Source organism: Georgenia sp. (assembly GCF_054605595.1).
This window is the reverse complement of the sequence record NZ_JBTSDU010000019.1, coordinates 15,014-32,884: the sequence shown is the minus strand read 5'-3', so window position 1 is coordinate 32,884 and position 17,871 is coordinate 15,014. Positions and strand designations below refer to the sequence as shown.

The window sequence follows — 17,871 nt, the reverse complement described above, 5'->3', positions numbered from 1 at the left end:
ATGGATGAGGCTGGGCGCAGACGCCGCCCGCGGTGGCGCATGCCGATCCTCCTGGCCGCCGCCGTCGCGGTGGTCGCCGGCATCGGTGACGCGCTGGACGGGTCGGCGCCGGACTCGCCCGCCGCCTCGGCGAGCAGCACCACCTCGGCGCCGGCTGGGGCCGGGCCGACGACGACGGCGCCGCCCGTGCCCGTCGCGGCGGGAGAGCCCACGCCCGCGCCGACGGATACCGCGACCCCCGATCCCTCGGTAGCCCCGACGTCCGACGCCGCGCCGCAGGCGCCCCCCGGCAGCGCCCTGGCCGCCGTCGCCGGCCTCGAGGTCAAGGGCCGGGCGCCGAAGACCGGGTACGACCGCGACGCGTTCGCCTACCGCGCCTACGACCAGGACCGCAACGGTTGTGACATCCGCAACGACATCCTCCGTCGCGACCTGGTCGGCTTGGTGGTCGGTCCCGGGACGAATGGTTGCGTGGTGGAGCGCGGCACCCTGAACGATCCGTACTCGGGCACCGCCATCGCGTTCACCCGCGGCGCGGCGACGTCCGGCGACGTCCAGATCGACCACGTCGTCGCCCTCAGCGACGCCTGGCAGAAGGGTGCGCAGGGCTGGGTCACCTCGACCCTGCGCGAGTTCGGCAACGACCCGCTGAACCTGCTCGCCGTCGACGGACCGCTCAACGCCCAGAAGGGGGACGGTGACACCGCCACCTGGCTGCCGCCCGACAAGACCTACCGGTGCGCCTACGTCGCCCGGCAGGTGGCGGTGAAGGTCGAGTACGGGCTGTGGGTGACCGAGGCCGAACGGGACGCGATGGTGCGGGTACTCAGGCTATGCCCGGACCAGCCGCTGCCCGAGCGCGCGACGGCGCCGCTCATGCCCGAGCTCGCGGCGTCCGTTCCTCCACCGGCCCCGGCCCCGGCACCTGCACCTGCCCCGGCACCTGCGCCGGCCGGCGCGGGCACCGACCCCCGGTTCGGTACGTGCAAGGAGGCCAAGGCCGCCGGCCTCGGCGACTACGTGGCGGGCGTGGACCCGGAGTACGACTGGTACCGCGACGGCGACTCGGACGGCGTCGCCTGCGAACGCTGAGCCGCCACCGGATAGCGTCGGCGACGCGAGCGGCCCGTGCCGTGACGATCGACGGGGCCCGGGCGGGAGACTCGCCCGCCCGGGCCCCGCCGTGGTGCCCGGCGATCGCGGCCGATGACCGCAGGTCGAGGGCCTTAGGCCGGGACCTGCTCCGTCACGCCCGTCCGCGGCGCGGCAGCGACGTCGGGGCGTGCCGTGACGAGGGTGAGCCAGCCGCCGGAGAGGTTGCGGGCGTCGAACCCCTCGCCCCGCAGGATCCGGGTGGCGAGGTAGGAGCGCACCCCCGAGGCGCAGTACACGCTGACCGGGCGGCCCGCGGCGGCGTCGCGGACCTCGTCCAGACGTTCCCGCAGCTCGGTGTGCGGGATGTTCAGCGACCCTTCGAGGTGGCCGGCAGCGTGCTCGCCGCGCGAGCGCACGTCCAGGATCAGGGTGCGCTCGCGGGCCACGTCGAGGTCCCGGGCCTGCCACTGCGGCATCGTGCCGTCGAGGGCGTTCTGGGCGACGAACCCCAGCATGTTCACCGGGTCCTTGGCCGACCCGAACGGCGGCGCGTAGGCCAGCTCGAGCTCGGCCAGGTCGTCGGCTCCCATGCCCGCGCGCAGCGCCGTCGCCAGGACGTCGATCCGCTTGTCGACGCCGTCGCGGCCCACGGCCTGCGCGCCGAGCAGCGTGCCGTCCGGTGCGAAGCTGGCCACGAGGTGGATCTGCTCGGCACCCGGGTAGTACCCGGCGTGGTGGCTGGGGTGCAGATGCACCACCTCGTGCTCGATGCCGGCCGTGCGCAGCGCGGCCTGGCTGGCCCCGGTGACGGCGGCCGTGAGGCCGAACACGCGCACGATCGCGGTGCCGAGCACGCTGGCCTGTGGCGTGGTGCGGTGTCCGCAGATGCTGTCCGCGGCCCGGCGGCCCTGCCGGTTGGCCGGCCCGGCGAGCGGCACGGGGCTCGTGAGCCCGGTGACCGCGTGCGAGACCTCGACGGCGTCGCCCACCGCCCAGATGTGCGGGTCCGAGGTGTGCTGGTCGCCGTCGACGCGGATGGCACCGGTGGGGCCGAGGTCGAGCCCGGCGTCGCGGGCGAGCGAGGAGGCCGGGCGCACCCCGACGTTGACGACCACGAGATCCGCGGTCACGTGCGCGCCGTCGGAAAGGCGGACGACGACGGGGCCGCCCGCGCCGCCATCGCTCGTGCGTGCGGGCATGCGGCCAGCGATGTTCGTGGGCGCACTGCCGTCGACGCCGGCGAGCGCAGCGACGGGCATGATCGACTGGGCCCCGACGGACAGGTGCACCTTGACGCCGTGGGCGGCGAGCTCGTCGGCGAGCAGGGGCGCCAGCTCGGCGTCGAGCGGGGGCAGGACGTGGTCGGCGAGCTCGACGAGGTGCACCCGCAGGCCGCGCGAGGTCAGCGCCTCGACGGCCTCGAGGCCGATGAAGCCGGCGCCGACCACGACCGCCACGGGCGGCTCGCTCCCGGTCCGGCCGGCGAGCAGGTGGTCGACCGCCGCGCGCACGTCGTCGACGTCGGGGATGGTCCGCAGCGCGTGCACACCGGGGTGGTCGAGACCTTCGATGGGGGGCCGCACGGCGGTGGCCCCGGGCGCGAGCAGGAGGGCGTCGTAGGGGAGACGGTAGGTGCCCTGCGCCGTCTCCACGCTCACCTCCTCGATGGCGCGGTCGATCGAGGCGACGCGGTGTCCGGTGCGCACATCGAGGTCGAGGGTGGCGGCCAGGGTCTCCGGGGTGTGCAGCAGCAGGGCGTCCCGCGTGCCGATCTCGCCGGAGAGGTGGTACGGCAGGCCGCAGTTGGCGAAGGAGACGTGGTCGCCCTGCTCGAGGACGACGATCTTGGCATGCTCGTCGAGCCGGCGGGCCCGGGCCGCGGCGCTCATGCCGCCGGCCACACCGCCGACGATGACGATGCGGCGCGCAGGCGTCGGGGCGTTCATCGGCGCACCGCCCCACCGGCGCGCTGCCACGCTCCGATGCCGCCGGAGAGCGAGGTGGCCTCGTAGCCGAGGGAGCGCAGCTGCTTGGCGCCCGTGCGCGAGCGCATCCCGGTCGCACACATCACGACGACCGGCCGGTCCTTGTGCAGGCGGTTGGCGCGCGTGGTGATTTCGCCGAGCGGGATGTGCACCGCCTGCGGTGCGTGGCCGCTGCGCCACTCGGCGCGTTCGCGCACGTCCACGAGGGCGGCGCCGTCCCGGACCAGTGCGACGGCCCGTGCCGCGTCCACGCTCCTGCCCAGAGCGCCGTCGGCGGAGCGGCCGAAGAGTCGGCGCAGCCTGTCGACGAACGACGTGGGCGGGGTGGGGGCGGGGGAGGTGGTCATGGGGGTTTCCTTTCGATGTCCTCTGACATACCCTATGGGGTATCCAATCGAAGGGGTAACCATGACCACCACCTACGGTATTTCCGTCACGCTCGACCAGTCCTTCGAGGCGGCCCTCAGCGCCGTCCGCGAGGCGCTCGCCGCGCAGGGCTTCGGCGTCCTCACCGAGATCGACATGGCCGCCACGCTCAAGGAGAAGCTCGACGTCGACATCGAGCCGCAGGTGATCCTCGGCGCGTGCAACCCGCCGCTCGCCCACCGTGCCCTCTCCGCCGAGGAGTCGATCGGGCTGCTCCTGCCGTGCAACGTCGTCGTGCGCTCCGTCGCTGACGGTGTGGTGGTGGAGGCGCTCGACCCGCAGGTGATGGTCGGGGTCACGGGCAATACTGCGCTCGCCTCCGTCGCGGACGACGCCGCACTGAAGCTGCGCTCGGCGCTCGCCAGCCTCGAGGGCGCGGTGTGACGCGACCGTCGCGCGGTTGCTGCCTACCCCCCGGGGAACCGGTACCCGCCAGGGTATCCTGGGCCGAGGGTCTCGAGGAGGTAGTCATGGAGCTCGACCGCACGGACATGGGCAAGGTCATCAACCGGCTCAAGCGCGCCCAGGGCCAGCTTGCCGGGGTCATCAAGATGCTGGACGAGGGCCGGGAGTGTGAGGACGTCATCACCCAGCTCTCCGCGGTCAGCAAGGCGCTGGACCGCGCCGGCTTCGCCATCATCGCCTCGAATATGCGCCGGTGCCTCACGGACACCGAGGATGGCGAAGAGACCCTCGACGTCCAGAAGCTCGAGAAGCTCTTCCTCTCGCTCGCCTGAGCACGACGTGGGGCCCGGCCCGGGCAGGTGCCAGGGCCGGGGCCCACGTGGGTCGCCTCAGCCGGCGGGGAGGAACGTCCACTCCTCGCGCAGGTCGACGCCGGCGTCCTTGATGAGGTTGAACACCGGGCACCGGCGCAGCACCAGGGTGCGCAGCTCCGCCAGCGCGTCCACGGGTGCCCCCGAGGTCAGCGTGAGCGTGATCGTCAACTGCTGGAAGTGCGGGGAGACGTCGGCCGTGCCGCGGAACCCGCGCAGGTCGAGCGAACCGGTCGCGTGGGTGGACAGCGCCTCGACGGTGATGCCCAGCTCCTCCGCGACCGACTCCACGACCACGCTGATGCAGCCGTTGAGGGAGCCGAGCAGGTACTCGATGGGATTGGGGGCCTCATCGGTTCCCCCGATGGAATCGGGCTCGGCGACGGTGAACGCGAAGTCGCGCGCCGTGACGTCGGTGGAGAACCGGTCCCGCCAGGTGCCCGCGACGGTGAAGTCGGCGATGCGGGGAGTCGGGTCGGCGATGACGGTGGAGGTCGTGGTCATGGTGGTGCTCCGATCGGGGATGGTGGGGCGGTGTGCTGAGCCGGGCGGGGTCCCGCGCGCCGGCGTCGGTACCGACCGGAACGGGTCAGCGACGCGGCGCGCGGCCACGCATTCGACAGCGCAGCGCCGGGCCTGCGGACTGGATGCGCATCGGCCGTACCCCCTTGTTGCGGTGGCTCCGCGTCGTCGTGGTGATCGTCGCTGGGGACGTTAACCGCGGTGGTGCGCCTGCGCCGTGTGCGGTGGCTCGGTGAGATGGTCCTACCCCGGCGTCCCGACGGACGGGACGGCGCCCGGGTTCTGTTGCACGACGGCGACGTCGGCCTCAACCTGTGCGGCGGCCCCGGCTGACGCCCTGGCGGGGTAGGGCCACACTCGATGGCATGAGCGAGGGTGCCCGGGCCTGGGTGCTGCACGTCGACCTCGACCAGTTCATCGCCGCGGTCGAGGTGCTGCGTCGCCCGGAACTGGCCGGGCTGCCGGTCGTCGTCGGCGGGCGCGGCGACCCGACCGAGCGCGCCGTCGTCGCCACCGCGTCCTATGAGGCCCGGGAGTTCGGGGTCGGCTCGGGGATGCCGATGAAGATCGCCGTCCGTAAGGTGCCCGACGCCGTCTTCCTCCCCGTCGATGCCCCGGCCTACGAGGCGGCGTCGGAGCAGGTGATGGCGACGCTGCGGGACCTCGGCGTCGTCGTCGAGGTGCTCGGCTGGGACGAGGCCTTCCTCGGGGTCACCACCGACGACCCGGAGGCCCTGGCCCGTCGCGCACAGGCCGCGGTGCTCGCTTCGACCGCGCTGCACTGCTCGGTGGGGATCGGGGACAACAAGGTGCGGGCGAAGATCGCCACCGGGTTCGGCAAGCCGCGCGGGGTGTTCCGGCTGAGCGCGGCCAACTGGTTCGAGGTGATGGGGGAGCGGCCCACCCGGGACCTGTGGGGCGTGGGAGCGAAGGTGTCGCGGCGGCTCGCCCGGTACGGGATAGGCACGGTGGCACAGCTCGCAGCGGCGCCGGCGGAGGTGCTCGTCGCCGAGTTCGGGCCCCGGATGGGGGTCTGGTACCACGAGCTCGGCCGGGGGATCGGGCCGGCCGTCGTCGACGACGCGCCCTGGGTTGCCCGCGGACACAGCCGGGAGCGGACGTACCAGCACAACCTCACCACGCCCGCGCAGGTGGACGCGGCGGTGCGCGAGCTCGCCGACCAGGTCTTCGCGGACACCGCCCGCGAGGGGCGGCCCGTCTTCCGGGTCACCCTCAAGGTCCGCTACGCCCCCTTCACCACCAAGGTGACGGGGAGGAAGCTGCCCGCGCCCACGGTCGAGCGGGGCGAGGTGGTGGGGGCGGCACTCGCCCTCGCCGGGCGGCTGGAGCCCGGGCGCGAGATCCGGCTCCTCGGTGTGCGCGCCGAGAGGGTCATGCCCGACGGCCCTGACCCCGCCGAGCGCACGCCGGTGCGCGGGCGGCTGTGAGTCCGGGGCGCTGTCCACAAGCCGGCCCAAACCCGAGCGAGCGGATGGACGGTACCGCTACGTTCGGGGGTCATGAGCTTGGGGGAGCGACGACGACACGGAGTGCTGGCCTGCGTGGCGGGGGTGCTGGCCGCCGGTGCGCTGACCGGGTGTACCGGGAGCAACGGCGTGGAACCGATACCGACGCCATCGACGAGCAGGCCGGATGCCACCGCCGAGCCCACCGACGGGCCGACGGAGACGGCGACACCCGAGCCGCCCGAGGTCGTCAAGCCGACGCCGTCGGACGCGATGCGTCGGGACGATGTGGCGGGGGCCGAGGCAGCGGCCGTGTATTTCACGGAGCTGTATCCGTACGTGTATGCCACGGGTGATCTGACCGAGTGGAAGGCGATGTCGCACCCCGAGTGCATCTTCTGTACCAGCGTGATCGACAACGTAGGAGAACTTGTCGCTGCGGGCGAGCACCTGGAAGGCGGCGAGATCGACATATTGGAGGTCACGGGGAATGATCCCGCACCTGGATACGAGTTCTTTCAGGTCAATATTGGGATAAGCCAGCAGCCCACTATTGCGGTCGGTGAGGCTGGGCGGCGGCCTGAGAGCGCAGGTGGAACCACCATGCTCAAGCTCGCTGTCGGCCGCGTATCGGATCAGTGGATTGTTCGCGAGGGCGAGACCGGGGACTATGTCGGTGGTGAGTAGCGCGTGGCGCTTTCGAGCGTTCGGGTCTGCAATTTCAGCGGTGACCGTGGCGGTCGTGCTGGCCGCGACCCCCACGTCACTCCAGGATCCCGGTGACCCCCATATCGGAGGGGAAGCTACGGGGGACTCTGCCTCCTTTACCGGTTCCAATGAGGAGTCGACTTCCGGGCGAGGAGGGACTGCTGCGGGTGGCGGGGGCAGCATGGAAATCGAGTACGACTGTGTCCGCTTCACCCTTGTGAACGCGGACGAGCACCTGTATCTGCAGGACTTCTCCGGCTGTGGCCCCACCGCCAACCGGCCGGAGAATTTTGGCGGCCAGCTCGTCACCATCCTCCCTCCTGACGCCGGCGAGCCCGATGTCGCCCCCATCGTCTTGACCGCCGAGGACGTCCAGCACCTGATCGTGGCGCCGGGCGGGTTGCAGGTGCAGCCGGACCGGGAGTGGGTGCTGGTCAACATCGACACCATCGTGTGGACGACGGCGGCGGAGCAGACATTCGACCTCACGGTCCTCGATACCCCGGTGGCGGTCCGGATGACGCCGGTGGACTTCACCTGGGACTTCGGAGACGGATCGCCGCCGGTGACGACCACGGACCCTGGCGCACCCTGGCCCGACCACACGGTGGGGCACACCTACACGCAGGCCCAGGACGCGGCGCAGGTGACGTTGACGACCCGGTGGGCCGGGGTCTTCGACGTGGCCGGTGCCGGCGTGTGGCAGCCGGTCCAGGGCCTCGCCACCACCACGGAGGTCTCGGACCCGTTCGAGGTCGCCACGGCGACCCCGTCACTCGTCGCCGCACCGTAGCCTCACCGGCCTGGCATGAAGCCGCGGGTTGCCTCCAGGCCGACGCCCGGGGCGGGTAGAGAATTGATAGGACCGTCTGCTCCCCAGGTGTGCCGCCGCCGGGACCGGGCCGGTGAGGCCCGCGCGCGTCAGGAGGGCCGGAGCCGCTCCCGCTCGGCCGCCAGAACCCGCGGCAGCACCCGCGCCAGCGCGTACCCGTCCCGCCCGCGCACCGTCGGCACACCGTGCTCGGACTCGGCGTTGCGTAACGGCGCCGGCTCGTCGATCGCCTCCGTGGTGCCGTGCGAGAGGACCTGCTCCGTCGGCGAGAGCTCACGGATGGCGATGGCGGCGATGTGCCGCGGATGCTCACGGGCCACCTCGTCGTAGATCATCGGGTCGTGCTGGCCGTCGTCGCCGACGAGCAGCCACCGGATCTGCGGGAACGTGATCAGGAGGTTCCGGAGCTGGGTGCGCTTGTGCTCGATGCCCGAACGGAACAGACCCGTCGTCGTCGGCCCCCAGTCGGTCATGAGCATCGGTCCGTCGGGGTAGCCGTGTGCGTGCATGAACGACTTCAGCGTCGGCACCACGTTCCACGCACCGGTCGAGAGGTAGAACACCGGCACCGTGGGCTTGCCCACCAAAATCGTCCGGTACAGCTCCGCCATCCCGGGCACCGCTCGGCGCGCGTCGGTGTGCCGCACGAACGTGTTCCAGGCCGCGAGGAACGCTCGCGGCAGCATCGTCACCACGATCGTGTCGTCGATGTCGGAGATGATGCCCTCGCGCACGTCCGGGTCCACCACGAGGACCTGCGCCGTCACCGGGGCGGCCGCCCGGGCCTCGATCGTCACCTCGTGCCACCCCGGCGCCAGCCCGTGGTCGCGGACCATGACGTCGATGTACCCACCCCGGTCGGTCTGGGTGGAGACCTCCTGCGTGCCGGCACGGACCACCACGGGTAGGTGGCCGACCTGCGCGGTGAAGAACGCGCGCCAACCCCGCTGCGCCTCGGCGGCGAGGTTGATCGGCCCGACCGGGGCGACGGCGTCGTCCACCGGCTTGTCCGGATCGGCCATGACGACGCGACCCAGGACGTGCAACGACTGGACCGAGCCGTACCCGGTCAGCCCGATCGTGCGCGGGCGCCAGCCCCGGTCGCGCAGGAACACCACGCTGCGACGGTTGATCTCGTCGTCGAGCGCCATGCCGATCCACGAGATTCCCATGGCCACAGGTTAGGGGTGCCGACGGCGCACCGCGCCGGCCGCGTGGGCCGGCCGGTTCGTCCGGAGTGTCCCCGGCGTCAGCGCGGCACGCTCATGCCAGGCCGTCATCGTGGAGGTGGCGGTCCTCGCGACGCTCGATGTGCTCGGTGTGGCTGGTGTTGGTGCGCTGCCTGTTCATGACCAGCGCGACGATCAGCGCGAGTGCCCCGGCCGCCATGCAGATGTAGCCGATCATCGTCAGGTCGACGCCGGAGATCACGTCCTGCACGGCGAACGCGAGGATCGCGCCGACGGCGAGAAGGAAGATGCCTGCTCCGATGCCCATGTCTGCTCCTTCAGGTCGGACCCACGGTGCGGGTCGGTGACGTCCAGGGTCCCGGCAGTGGCGGCGGTCCGCACGCGGAGAGCACGCGGAGCGCATGGACCTGGCCGCCGGCGCCGAGCATGCCGCCGCCGTCGGGCCCCACCTTCGCCACGCCGGTGGCGCCCGACCTCGCGGCCCGCTCGTCAGCTGCTGCGTGACAGCGGGAGCTTGGTGCCGGCCGCCTCGCGCTCGTCCAGGACGGCCCGGCGGAAGCGGAAGAGGCGGGCAGGCCTGCCGCCGGTCGCGACGTCGACCTGGCCGGTCTCCTCCACGAGCTCCTGCTGCTCCACCAGACGGCGGAAGTTCTGCTTGTGCAGGTGCTGGCCGGCGAGCGCCTCGACCGTCGTCTGCAGGTTGCCGAGCGTGAACGTCTCGGGCATCAGCTCGAAGACGACCGGCCGGTACTGGATCTTGGCGCGCAGCCGGGCGAGGCCGGTGGCGAGGATGCGCCGATGGTGTCGGTCCATGGTCGTGCCGGTCACCACCGCGGGCAGCGAACTGCCGGTCGGGGCACCGGACTCGGGCACGATCCCGATCTCGTACAAGAGCTCGTAGCGCTGCAGCGCGAGGCCGGGGCTCCACGGATGACCGTCGAGCCCGAACGTCACGCACGCGCGCTGGTACTTGCGAGCGCGCTCGTGCGGGCGCGACACCCCCACCCAGTGCAGGAGGTGCTGCCCGATCGCGGCCGCCTGCTCCTGGTGGTCGCCGCGCCGGTCCTCCCAGGGCAGGTACTCGTACCAGCTGCGCCACGGCGTCGTGATCCGCGGGACCCTCGTCAGGCCGAGGTAGGAGATCTCCAGGACGGGCATCTCGCCGCGGTCGCGATCCGCGAACGTGTAGAGCTGCTCGGCGTAGCCGAGCTGGTACCCCGTCTGACGCTCGACCCACGAGCGCATGCCCGCCTGCATCGAATGGCCGGGCTGGAGCGGCCCGGCCGGGAGGTGGCGTCCACCCGCCGTCGTCAGGACGTGCGGGGTGCCGTCGTGGACGGCGGTGATGACGGCGACCAGCTCGGCGGCGACGGCGCCGGCGTGGTTCTCGCTCACGCACCGCCTCCTGTCGTGTCCGCCGCCGGGAGTTGGCGCCGCCTGAGCCACCATCATGCCAAGTCCCGGCACACCGGCGTGCCGGACACGGGCTCACCGGCGTGCCGAGGGTGGGCTCCCGGGCGTGCTGGACGCCGGCCCTCGGTGCGCCGGATGCTGCTGCGGGTACGGCGGACGCGGGCCCAGCCCTCGAACACCTGCACGCTCGAGAAATCCCGCTTGCCGCGAGGCTCAGAGGACCTTCGACAGGAAGGCCTGCGTCCGCGGGTGCTGCGGGTTCCGCAGCACCTCCCGGGGCGCACCCTCCTCGACGACGGCGCCGTCGTCCATGAAGACCACGCGGTCGCCCACCTCCTGGGCGAAGCCCATCTCGTGGGTGACGACCATCATCGTCATGCCCGAGGAGGCGAGCACCTGCATGACGTCGAGCACCTCGCCGACGAGCTCCGGGTCGAGCGCCGACGTCGGTTCGTCGAACAGCATCATGTCCGGGTTCATCGCCAGCGAGCGGGCGATCGCCACCCGCTGCTGCTGGCCGCCCGAGAGGTGGGCGGGATAGGCGTCGACCTTGTCGGACAGACCCACGCGGGCGAGGCGCTCCCGTGCCACCTCCTCGGCCTCGGCCCGCGAGCGCCCCAGCACCCGGCGCTGGGCGATGGTGAGGTTGCCGAGGACGCTCATGTGCGGGAAGAGGTTGAACTGCTGGAAGACCATCCCGATGCGGGTGCGCACCCGGTCGACGTCGACCTCGGGATCCGTCAGATCGACGCCCTCGATCAGGACGACGCCGCTGGTCGGCTCCTCGAGGAGGTTCACCGTCCGCAGCAGGGTGGACTTGCCGGAGCCGGACGGTCCGACGACGCACACCACCTCGCCGGGTTGGATGGTCAGGTCGATGCCCTTGAGGACCTCGTGGTCCCCGAAGCTCTTCCGCAGGCCGTGGATCTCGATCGCCGGGACCCCCGGGGTGGGGGATGGTGAGCCGTCCGCCGTCGTCATCTCGTCCTCGCAAGCTTCCGCTCGAGCACCGCGACGAGGCGGGTCAGCGGGATGGTGATGAGCAGGTAGAGCATGGCCGCCATGACCAGCGTGGTGCCGTTGGAGTTGGTGGTCAGCCCGTCCCGCGCGAAGGTGGTCAGCTCCTTGGTGAACACGGTGGAGCCGGCGATGAACAGCAGGGACGTGTCCTTCAGGAGCAGCACGAACTCGTTGGTCATCGGCGGGATCGTGATGCGGAAGCCCTGCGGCAGGATCACCCAGAACATCGTCCGGGCGGGGGACATCCCCAGCGACCGGGCCGCCTCCGTCTGGCCCTTGGGCACGGCCTGGATGCCGGAGCGGATCACCTCGGCCATGTAGGCCGATGCGACCAGGATCAGCCCGACCAGCCCGGCGCCGACCTGCCCGCCGGGCACCTGGATGCCCAGCGCGATCGGGATCATGTACGCCATCGCGAAGATGGTCAGCAGCGCCGGCAGCCCCCGGAACAGCTCGATGTAGGCGGTGGCGAACCAGCGGTACGGTGCGATCGAGGAGAGCTTGAGCAACGCCATGACGATGCCGAGCACCAGCCCGCCGGCGAACGAGATCACCGTGAAGAGGATCGTGTTCTTCAGGGCGATCGTGATGATCTGCGGGAACTGCTCGACGGCGATGTCCCACCGCAGGAACTGGTTCGTGAACCGCTCCCAGTCCGTCGCCATCGCCACGCCCATGACGATGGCGACGAACAGGGCGTACATGGAGCCGCGGTAGAGGCGGCGCCGGGCGGTCTTGCGCATCGGGGACCCTCAGGTCAGGAGGCGTCGGCGGCGAAGTAGGAGTCGTAGATCTCCTGGTAGGTGCCGTCCTCGCGCAGCGCCGCCAGCTGCTCGTTGATGGCCGCGAGCAGCTCGACCCGCTCGCCCTTGGCGAGGGCGTAGCCATACTGCTCGTCGGTCGGGTACTCCTCGACGAGGACGTAGTCCGCGTCGGCGTTGGCGTGCTCGACGTTCACCGGCAGGTCCTGCAGGATCGCGTCGATCTGGCGGGCCTGCAGCGCGGGCCACAGCTCGCCGTCGCTGGGGTACTCGACGATCTCGGTGCCGTCGGGCGCGTTCTCCTCGGTGAAGTTCTTGCCGGTGGTGCCCTGCTGGACACCGACCGTCTTGCCGGCGAGGTCGTCGATGGACGCGATACCCGAGTCCGTCGGGACCAGCAGCGACTGGAGCGAGTCGTAGTAGGGCTCGGAGAAGTCGATGTTCGCCTTGCGCTCGTCGGTGATCGTCATCGCCGAGGCGCCGACGTCGCACTGCCCGGCGGCGAGCGTGGTGCCGGACTGCAGGGCGTCGAAGCTGACGTCCTGCACCAGGAGCTCGAGGCCGAGGTTCTCGGCGACCGCCTGGAGGAGGTCGATGTCGAAGCCGCTGTACCCGCTGGGTGCGCTCGTGTCCTCGATCTCGAAGGGCGGGTAGGGCACGTCGGAGCAGGCGGTCAGCACGCCGTCCTTGATCAGGCCGAGATCGGCGGCGGCGGTGTCTCCGGGGGTGGCCCCGTCCGTCGTTTCGTCCGTGCCGCCGCCACCGCATGCGGCGAGCACGAGCGCGGCGGTCAGCGTCAGTGCGGTGCGGGTGAGACGGCGGGACATGGTGCCTCCGGTGGCTGGGGCTGACGGGCGGGACGGGGTGAACGGCGTTGCCGGGCCGGGCGTCCGCCGCGTGACGTGTCAGGTCATGGCACCAGCGTGACGATACGGGCGTGGTTCCTCGGTGTTGCAGGAGTGTTGCAGACGATCATGGCAGGGCCAAACGGCCGACGTGCCGATCCCAGATATCGGATCCGTCACGGGGACGAGCCGGACAGACGGGATGAATCGGCGCGAGCTGCCGGGTGTCGCGGCGCCGGAAAATCTGCCAGGGTGGGCGGCGGGCGCTGCTCGGATGTGCCCGTCCCGAGGAACGAGCCCGGAGGCGTCATGGCGGACCTGCCCACCCTCATCGACCTGCACCTCACTGCCGCACTGGCCAGCAGCAACGGCCGCAGCGCGGAGCTCATCCTCCACGACGGCCCGTTGCGGCAGTCGATCCTGGCGATCCGATCCGGCGAGGAGCTCGCCGAGCACAACTCTCCCGACGCCGCGAGCATCCAGGTGCTCCGCGGCCGCGTGCGGGTCACGGCGCTGGACCACGACGAGCTCGCCGCCGGCGGCATCGCCCTGCTCACCCACGACCGGCACTCGGTCAAGGCCCTCGAGGACGCGGTGTTCCTGCTGACCACGGTCACCGGCGTCGGCCAGGGGGGCGGGCCCGAGCGGGCACGCTGACGCATCGGCACCGCTTTCGCGAGCCCGCACCACCCTTCTCAGGTGGGCAGGTGGCGCCCCGGGTCAGGAGGGCAGGTGCGCCCCGGTGGTCTCACCGCCGCGCCGGATCACCGGGGACGCAATGAGTGCCAAGACCACCGCGAGCACGCCGCTGGCCGCCACGAAGGTGAACCCGCCGCGGCTGCCCTGGGCGTCGATGAACGCGCCACCGACGGACGAGCCGATCGAGACCCCGAAGTTGATGCCGGTGCTCAGCCACGTCAGACCCTCGGTCAGCCGGTTCTGCGCCACGGTGTGGTGGACGAGCGCGTTGCCGTTGATGACCGTCGGGGAGATGGCGAAGCCGGTCACGAACATCACCGCCGCCATCACGACCAGGCTGTTGACCAGCAGGAACAGTGAGGACCCGACGGCGAGCACGACGACGCCGGCCACGAACCGCCGCCACGCCGGCCCCGTCCATAGCTTCGCCCCGTACAGCAGACCGGCAATCATCGAGCCGGCCGAGAAGATGCCCAGCAACACACCGGCCAGCTCGGGGCGGCCACGCTCGGCGGTGAACGCCACCACCGCGACGTCCGTCGCACCGAAGATCCCGCCGACGCACATGAACACGACCACGAGCCCGACCATCGCGCCCGAGCGCATGACGCTGCCCTGGGTGTGCTTCTCGGCCAGGACCGGCGCCGGTTCGGTGCTGCGCTGGCCGAGGAAGAGGTAGCCGCCGAGCAGGATGAGCACGAGCGCGGCGGCGACGGCCGACCAGGGCGTGACCGTCGTGGCCAGGGTGGTGGCCACCACCGGGCCGAGCGCGAACGTGGACTCGTCGAGCGCCGATTCCAGCGAGTACGCCCGGTGCAGCTCCCGCGGGGTGTGGACGACGGCGGACCAGCGTGCCCGGACGAGCGCACCCATCGAGCCGATCGTGCCGCCGGCGAGGATCGCGGCGGCGAAGAGCGTCCAGGTGGGCGCCTCGGTCACGGCGGCGCCGACGAGGCCGGCCAGCCCGACGGCGCTGACGGTGATCGACGGCGCCATCACCTTCGCCTGCCCGTGCCGGTCCACCATGCGGGCCAGCTGCGGGGCGCAGATCGCCTGCGCGATCACGAAGGTCGCGGAGACCGAGCCGGCGAGGGCGTAGGACCCGGTCATCATGGAGAGCATCAGGACGATGCCGATGCTCACCATCGCCACCGGGAAGCGGGCGAGCAGGCCCGCTGCGGAGAATGCGATCGTGCCCGGGATGCGGAAGATCTCGCGATACGGGTTGGGCACGACCGCATTGTCCCATCGGGGCCGGGCCGGCGACACCGCACGCAGGTGACGTCGGGCACCGCGGAGCGCTGCTCCCCGCCGCCGGCGCCAACCCCTCGGTGGTCGGATCAGCGCGCCGCCGGCCGGGACTACTCCGCCAGTGCGGCGTCCACCACCTGCTTGGCCTCGGCCTGGACCTGCGCGAGGTGGTCCGGGCCCCGGAAGGACTCGGCGTAGATCTTGTACACGTCCTCCGTGCCCGAGGGCCGCGCCGCGAACCAGGCGTTCTCGGTCGTCACCTTCAGCCCGCCGATGGCTGCGCCGTTCCCGGGCGCGTTGACGAGCCGCTCGAGGATCGCGTCGCCGGCGAGCTCGGTCGCCGTCACGTCGCCCGGCTGCAGCTTGCCCAGCCGGGCCTTCTGCGCCTTCGTCGCCGGTGCGTCGACGCGGGCGTACTCGCTCGCCCCGTACCTCGCGACGAGCTCACCGTGCCGGACGCTGGGCGACTGCCCCGTCACCGCCAGGATCTCGGCGGCGAGCAGGGCGAGGAGGATGCCGTCCTTGTCCGTGGTCCACACGGTGCCGTCGGTGCGCAGGAACGACGCCCCGGCGGACTCCTCGCCACCGAAGCCGACGGAGCCGTCGAGCAGACCGGGCACGAAGTACTTGAAGCCGACCGGCACCTCGATCAGGCGTCGCCCCAGACCCTCGGCGACCCGGTCGATGAGCGCGGAGGAGACGAGCGTCTTGCCGATCGCTGCCCCGGCCGGCCAGCTCGGGCGGCGCGTGAACAGGTAGTCGATGGCGACGGCGAGGTAGTGGTTCGGGTTCATCAGCCCACCGTCGGGGGTGACGATGCCGTGCCGGTCGGAGTCGGCGTCGTTGCCGGTGGCGATGTCGTAGGGCGACGCCCCGTCGTCGGTCCCCATCTTCTCCCGCAGGGAGGCCATCGCGAACGGGGAGGAGCAGTCCATCCGGATCTTGCCGTCCCAGTCCAGCGTCATGAAGGACCAGCGCGGGTCCACCGCCGGGTTGACGACGGTCAGGTCCAGCCCGTAGCGCTCACCGATCGCCGCCCAGTACTCCACCGAGGCGCCACCGAGCGGGTCCGCCCCGATGCGCACGCCGGCCGACCGGATCGCGTCGATGTCGAGCACGTTCTCCAGGTCGTCGACGTAGGCGGAGATGTAGTCGTTCTTGTGGGTGGTCTCCGCCGCGACCGCCCGTTCGAACGGCACGCGGGCCACCTGCTTCCAACCGGTCCGCAGGATCTCGTTCGCGCGGGCCGCGATCCAGGACGTGGCGTCGGAGCCGGCCGGGCCGCCGTGCGGTGGGTTGTACTTGAACCCGCCGTCCCGGGGCGGGTTGTGCGACGGCGTCACCACGATCCCGTCGGCCCGGCCCGGTCCCTCGGCCCGGACGCCGCCGGAGGTGCCGGCCCCGTTGGCGCGCAGGATCGCGTGGGAGACGGCCGGGGTCGGCGTCCACGAGTCGCGCGCGTCGATGCGGGTCTCCACGCCGGCGGCCGCCAGCACCTCGAGGGCGCTGCGCCAGGCCGGGTCGGAGAGCGCATGGGTGTCCCGGCCGATGAACAGCGGGCCGTCGATCGCCTGGGAGCGGCGGTACTCCACGATCGCGGCGGTGGTGGCGACGATGTGGGCCTCGTTGAAGGCGCCGTCGAGGCTGGAGCCCCGGTGGCCGGAGGTGCCGAAGACGACGTGCTGGGCGGCGTCGTCGAGGTCGGGCTCCCGGTCGTAGTAGGCGGAGAGGACGGCGTCGAGGTCGATGAGGTCCTCGGGCAGGGCTGGGGTTCCGGCACGCTCATGCATGGTCCTGATCCTGCCACCGACCCGGCGCCGGGGGCAGGGCTTACGCCCGCGGACGCACCTACCCCCGGCCCGGCGGCCCGGCGGCCCGGCGGCCTGGGCCCGCGACCGGTGCCGGGCCCGGTGCCGAGAACGGGTCAGGATGCGCACGTGCGCCGCCCGACCCGCCGCACCGTAGTCTTGTGCGCCATGGGTAAGAAGAGCCGCAGCAAGCGCCAGTCCGCCCCCGTGGGCACCCCGAAGCCGAAGCGGCCGGAGGTCCCGTTCGTCGAGCGCCCCTTCGAGGGCCTGCCCGGTGAGGCGGACATCGTCGCCATGTGCGAGGTGATCCCCGCCGCGACCGCCACGGTGCGGACCACCGCCGAGTACGGCAGCCGCGAGGTCCAGCTCGTCACGCTGCTCCCCGACAACATCCGCGCCCTGCACCGTGAGGACGGTGCCGTGCTCGTGGCCCTCCAGACGGTCATGCGCTCCGGGGACGCCTCCCGCGACGTCGCCGCGGCCCTGCTGGAGGCGCTCGAGCTCGAGCCCGGCACGCCGCTCGCCGGTGCGCAGCTGCCCGAGCCCGGCCCCCGGCTGCAGGACGTCCTCGACACCACCGTGCCCTTCGAGGTGCGGATCCAGGAGTCGTTCGAGTTCTGGCTCGCCCCCGACGACAACCGCGACGCCGACGTCGAGCACGCCCTCGAGCACGCCAGCGAGGCGCTCGTGCCCACCGTCGCCGTCGACGGCGTCGCCTCCGCCTACTGGGTGCGCATGGGCGCCCGCGAGTTCGTGCGCTGGGCCCGGCCCGAGGCGCAGGAGAAGGTGCTCGACGCCGTCGCGCGGCTGCACGCCGCGCGCGAGTCCGCCGTCACCGAGGGGGCGAAGTTCGTCGGCGCCTTCCGCGCGTGCGGGATCCTCATCCCCGTGTGGGAGCTCGCCCCGGGCACCGAGGCCGCCGAGCTGAGCGAGCCCATGAAGGCGTTCGAGAAGAAGCTCGACGCCGCCCTCGCCGACGAGGAGCCCCTCACCGCGGACGAGCGCCGCGCCCGCGCCGGCATCGTCTCCCGCCAGGTCAACCTCCGCTGACACCGGTGACGCCCGGGCCCGGCT

The 17,871-nt window shown here is 72.1% G+C and carries 19 protein-coding genes; 8 read left to right on the top strand and 11 right to left on the bottom strand.

Translation table 11 applies throughout. The features are described 5' to 3' along the window. Positions 1-1,092, top strand: coding sequence for a GmrSD restriction endonuclease domain-containing protein (locus tag ACYC1Z_RS04405; protein ID WP_461408326.1), 1,092 nt, complete (start codon positions 1-3; stop codon positions 1,090-1,092). 134 nt (positions 1,093-1,226) lie between these two features. Here ACYC1Z_RS04405 and ACYC1Z_RS04400 read toward each other — a convergent pair whose 3' ends face one another. Next, positions 1,227-3,041: an FAD-dependent oxidoreductase gene (locus ACYC1Z_RS04400; protein WP_461408325.1), complete on the bottom strand. Its 1,815-nt coding sequence runs from the start codon at positions 3,039-3,041 to the stop codon at positions 1,227-1,229. Continuing rightward, positions 3,038-3,427 carry a rhodanese-like domain-containing protein gene (locus ACYC1Z_RS04395; protein WP_461408324.1) on the bottom strand — a complete coding sequence of 130 codons (390 nt, stop codon included), beginning with the start codon at positions 3,425-3,427 and terminating at the stop codon, positions 3,038-3,040. Before ACYC1Z_RS04395 ends, ACYC1Z_RS04400 begins: the two co-directional genes overlap by 4 nt. A gap of 61 nt (positions 3,428-3,488) precedes the next feature. Here ACYC1Z_RS04395 and ACYC1Z_RS04390 point away from each other — a divergent pair, with 61 nt between their 5' ends. Further along, positions 3,489-3,890, top strand: coding sequence for a DUF302 domain-containing protein (locus ACYC1Z_RS04390; protein WP_461408323.1), 402 nt, complete (start codon positions 3,489-3,491; stop codon positions 3,888-3,890). 86 nt (positions 3,891-3,976) lie between these two features. After that, positions 3,977-4,243 (top strand): metal-sensitive transcriptional regulator, encoded by a 267-nt coding sequence (locus tag ACYC1Z_RS04385; protein WP_461408322.1) that lies wholly within the window; start codon positions 3,977-3,979, stop codon positions 4,241-4,243. 57 nt (positions 4,244-4,300) lie between these two features. On the opposite strand, the gene ACYC1Z_RS04380 is transcribed toward ACYC1Z_RS04385, so the two are convergent. After that, positions 4,301-4,786 (bottom strand): OsmC family protein, encoded by a 486-nt coding sequence (locus tag ACYC1Z_RS04380; RefSeq protein WP_461408321.1) that lies wholly within the window; start codon positions 4,784-4,786, stop codon positions 4,301-4,303. A gap of 383 nt (positions 4,787-5,169) precedes the next feature. Here ACYC1Z_RS04380 and ACYC1Z_RS04375 point away from each other — a divergent pair, with 383 nt between their 5' ends. The 3 genes from ACYC1Z_RS04375 to ACYC1Z_RS04365 all read left to right on the top strand — a co-directional run bounded on the left by ACYC1Z_RS04375 (position 5,170) and on the right by ACYC1Z_RS04365 (position 7,771). Beyond that, entirely contained in the window at positions 5,170-6,252 is a 1,083-nt protein-coding gene (locus ACYC1Z_RS04375) for a DNA polymerase IV (RefSeq protein ID WP_461408320.1), read from the top strand. Positions 6,253-6,324: 72 nt separating this feature from the next. Next, positions 6,325-6,957 (top strand): DUF6318 family protein, encoded by a 633-nt coding sequence (locus tag ACYC1Z_RS04370; RefSeq protein ID WP_461408319.1) that lies wholly within the window; start codon positions 6,325-6,327, stop codon positions 6,955-6,957. A gap of 202 nt (positions 6,958-7,159) precedes the next feature. Continuing rightward, a complete protein-coding gene (locus ACYC1Z_RS04365; protein ID WP_461408318.1) occupies positions 7,160-7,771 on the top strand; it encodes a zinc transporter in 612 nt (203 codons plus the stop codon). Between the two features lie 128 nt (positions 7,772-7,899). On the opposite strand, the gene ACYC1Z_RS04360 is transcribed toward ACYC1Z_RS04365, so the two are convergent. From ACYC1Z_RS04360 to ACYC1Z_RS04335, 6 genes are all read right to left on the bottom strand, one after another. Continuing rightward, positions 7,900-8,982, bottom strand: a complete 1,083-nt coding sequence (locus ACYC1Z_RS04360; protein ID WP_461408317.1) for an App1 family protein — start codon at positions 8,980-8,982, stop codon at positions 7,900-7,902. A gap of 91 nt (positions 8,983-9,073) precedes the next feature. Continuing rightward, on the bottom strand, positions 9,074-9,307 hold the full coding sequence (locus tag ACYC1Z_RS04355; RefSeq protein ID WP_461408316.1) for a DUF6458 family protein: 234 nt from the start codon (positions 9,305-9,307) through the stop codon (positions 9,074-9,076). Between the two features lie 182 nt (positions 9,308-9,489). Beyond that, a complete protein-coding gene (locus tag ACYC1Z_RS04350; protein WP_461408315.1) occupies positions 9,490-10,395 on the bottom strand; it encodes an NUDIX hydrolase in 906 nt (301 codons plus the stop codon). Between the two features lie 231 nt (positions 10,396-10,626). Next, positions 10,627-11,394: an amino acid ABC transporter ATP-binding protein gene (locus ACYC1Z_RS04345; RefSeq protein WP_461408314.1), complete on the bottom strand. Its 768-nt coding sequence runs from the start codon at positions 11,392-11,394 to the stop codon at positions 10,627-10,629. Further along, positions 11,391-12,176: an amino acid ABC transporter permease gene (locus ACYC1Z_RS04340; protein ID WP_461408313.1), complete on the bottom strand. Its 786-nt coding sequence runs from the start codon at positions 12,174-12,176 to the stop codon at positions 11,391-11,393. Before ACYC1Z_RS04340 ends, ACYC1Z_RS04345 begins: the two co-directional genes overlap by 4 nt. 14 nt (positions 12,177-12,190) lie before the next feature. Next, positions 12,191-13,021 carry a transporter substrate-binding domain-containing protein gene (locus ACYC1Z_RS04335; RefSeq protein ID WP_461408312.1) on the bottom strand — a complete coding sequence of 277 codons (831 nt, stop codon included), beginning with the start codon at positions 13,019-13,021 and terminating at the stop codon, positions 12,191-12,193. Between the two features lie 327 nt (positions 13,022-13,348). Here ACYC1Z_RS04335 and ACYC1Z_RS04330 point away from each other — a divergent pair, with 327 nt between their 5' ends. Continuing rightward, positions 13,349-13,696 carry a cupin domain-containing protein gene (locus tag ACYC1Z_RS04330; RefSeq protein WP_461408311.1) on the top strand — a complete coding sequence of 116 codons (348 nt, stop codon included), beginning with the start codon at positions 13,349-13,351 and terminating at the stop codon, positions 13,694-13,696. Positions 13,697-13,759: 63 nt separating this feature from the next. On the opposite strand, the gene ACYC1Z_RS04325 is transcribed toward ACYC1Z_RS04330, so the two are convergent. Together ACYC1Z_RS04325 and pgm are read right to left on the bottom strand one after the other, a co-directional pair. Continuing rightward, positions 13,760-14,971, bottom strand: coding sequence for an MFS transporter (locus ACYC1Z_RS04325; protein WP_461408310.1), 1,212 nt, complete (start codon positions 14,969-14,971; stop codon positions 13,760-13,762). A 128-nt stretch (positions 14,972-15,099) separates the two neighbouring features. Beyond that, positions 15,100-16,779 carry a phosphoglucomutase (alpha-D-glucose-1,6-bisphosphate-dependent) gene (gene pgm / locus ACYC1Z_RS04320; RefSeq protein WP_461408309.1) on the bottom strand — a complete coding sequence of 560 codons (1,680 nt, stop codon included), beginning with the start codon at positions 16,777-16,779 and terminating at the stop codon, positions 15,100-15,102. Between the two features lie 186 nt (positions 16,780-16,965). Here pgm and ACYC1Z_RS04315 point away from each other — a divergent pair, with 186 nt between their 5' ends. Continuing rightward, the gene (locus ACYC1Z_RS04315) at positions 16,966-17,847 is read left to right on the top strand and encodes a DUF5926 family protein (RefSeq protein WP_461408308.1); all 882 of its coding nucleotides are present in this window, start codon (positions 16,966-16,968) and stop codon (positions 17,845-17,847) included. Positions 17,848-17,871: the final 24 nt, after the last annotated feature.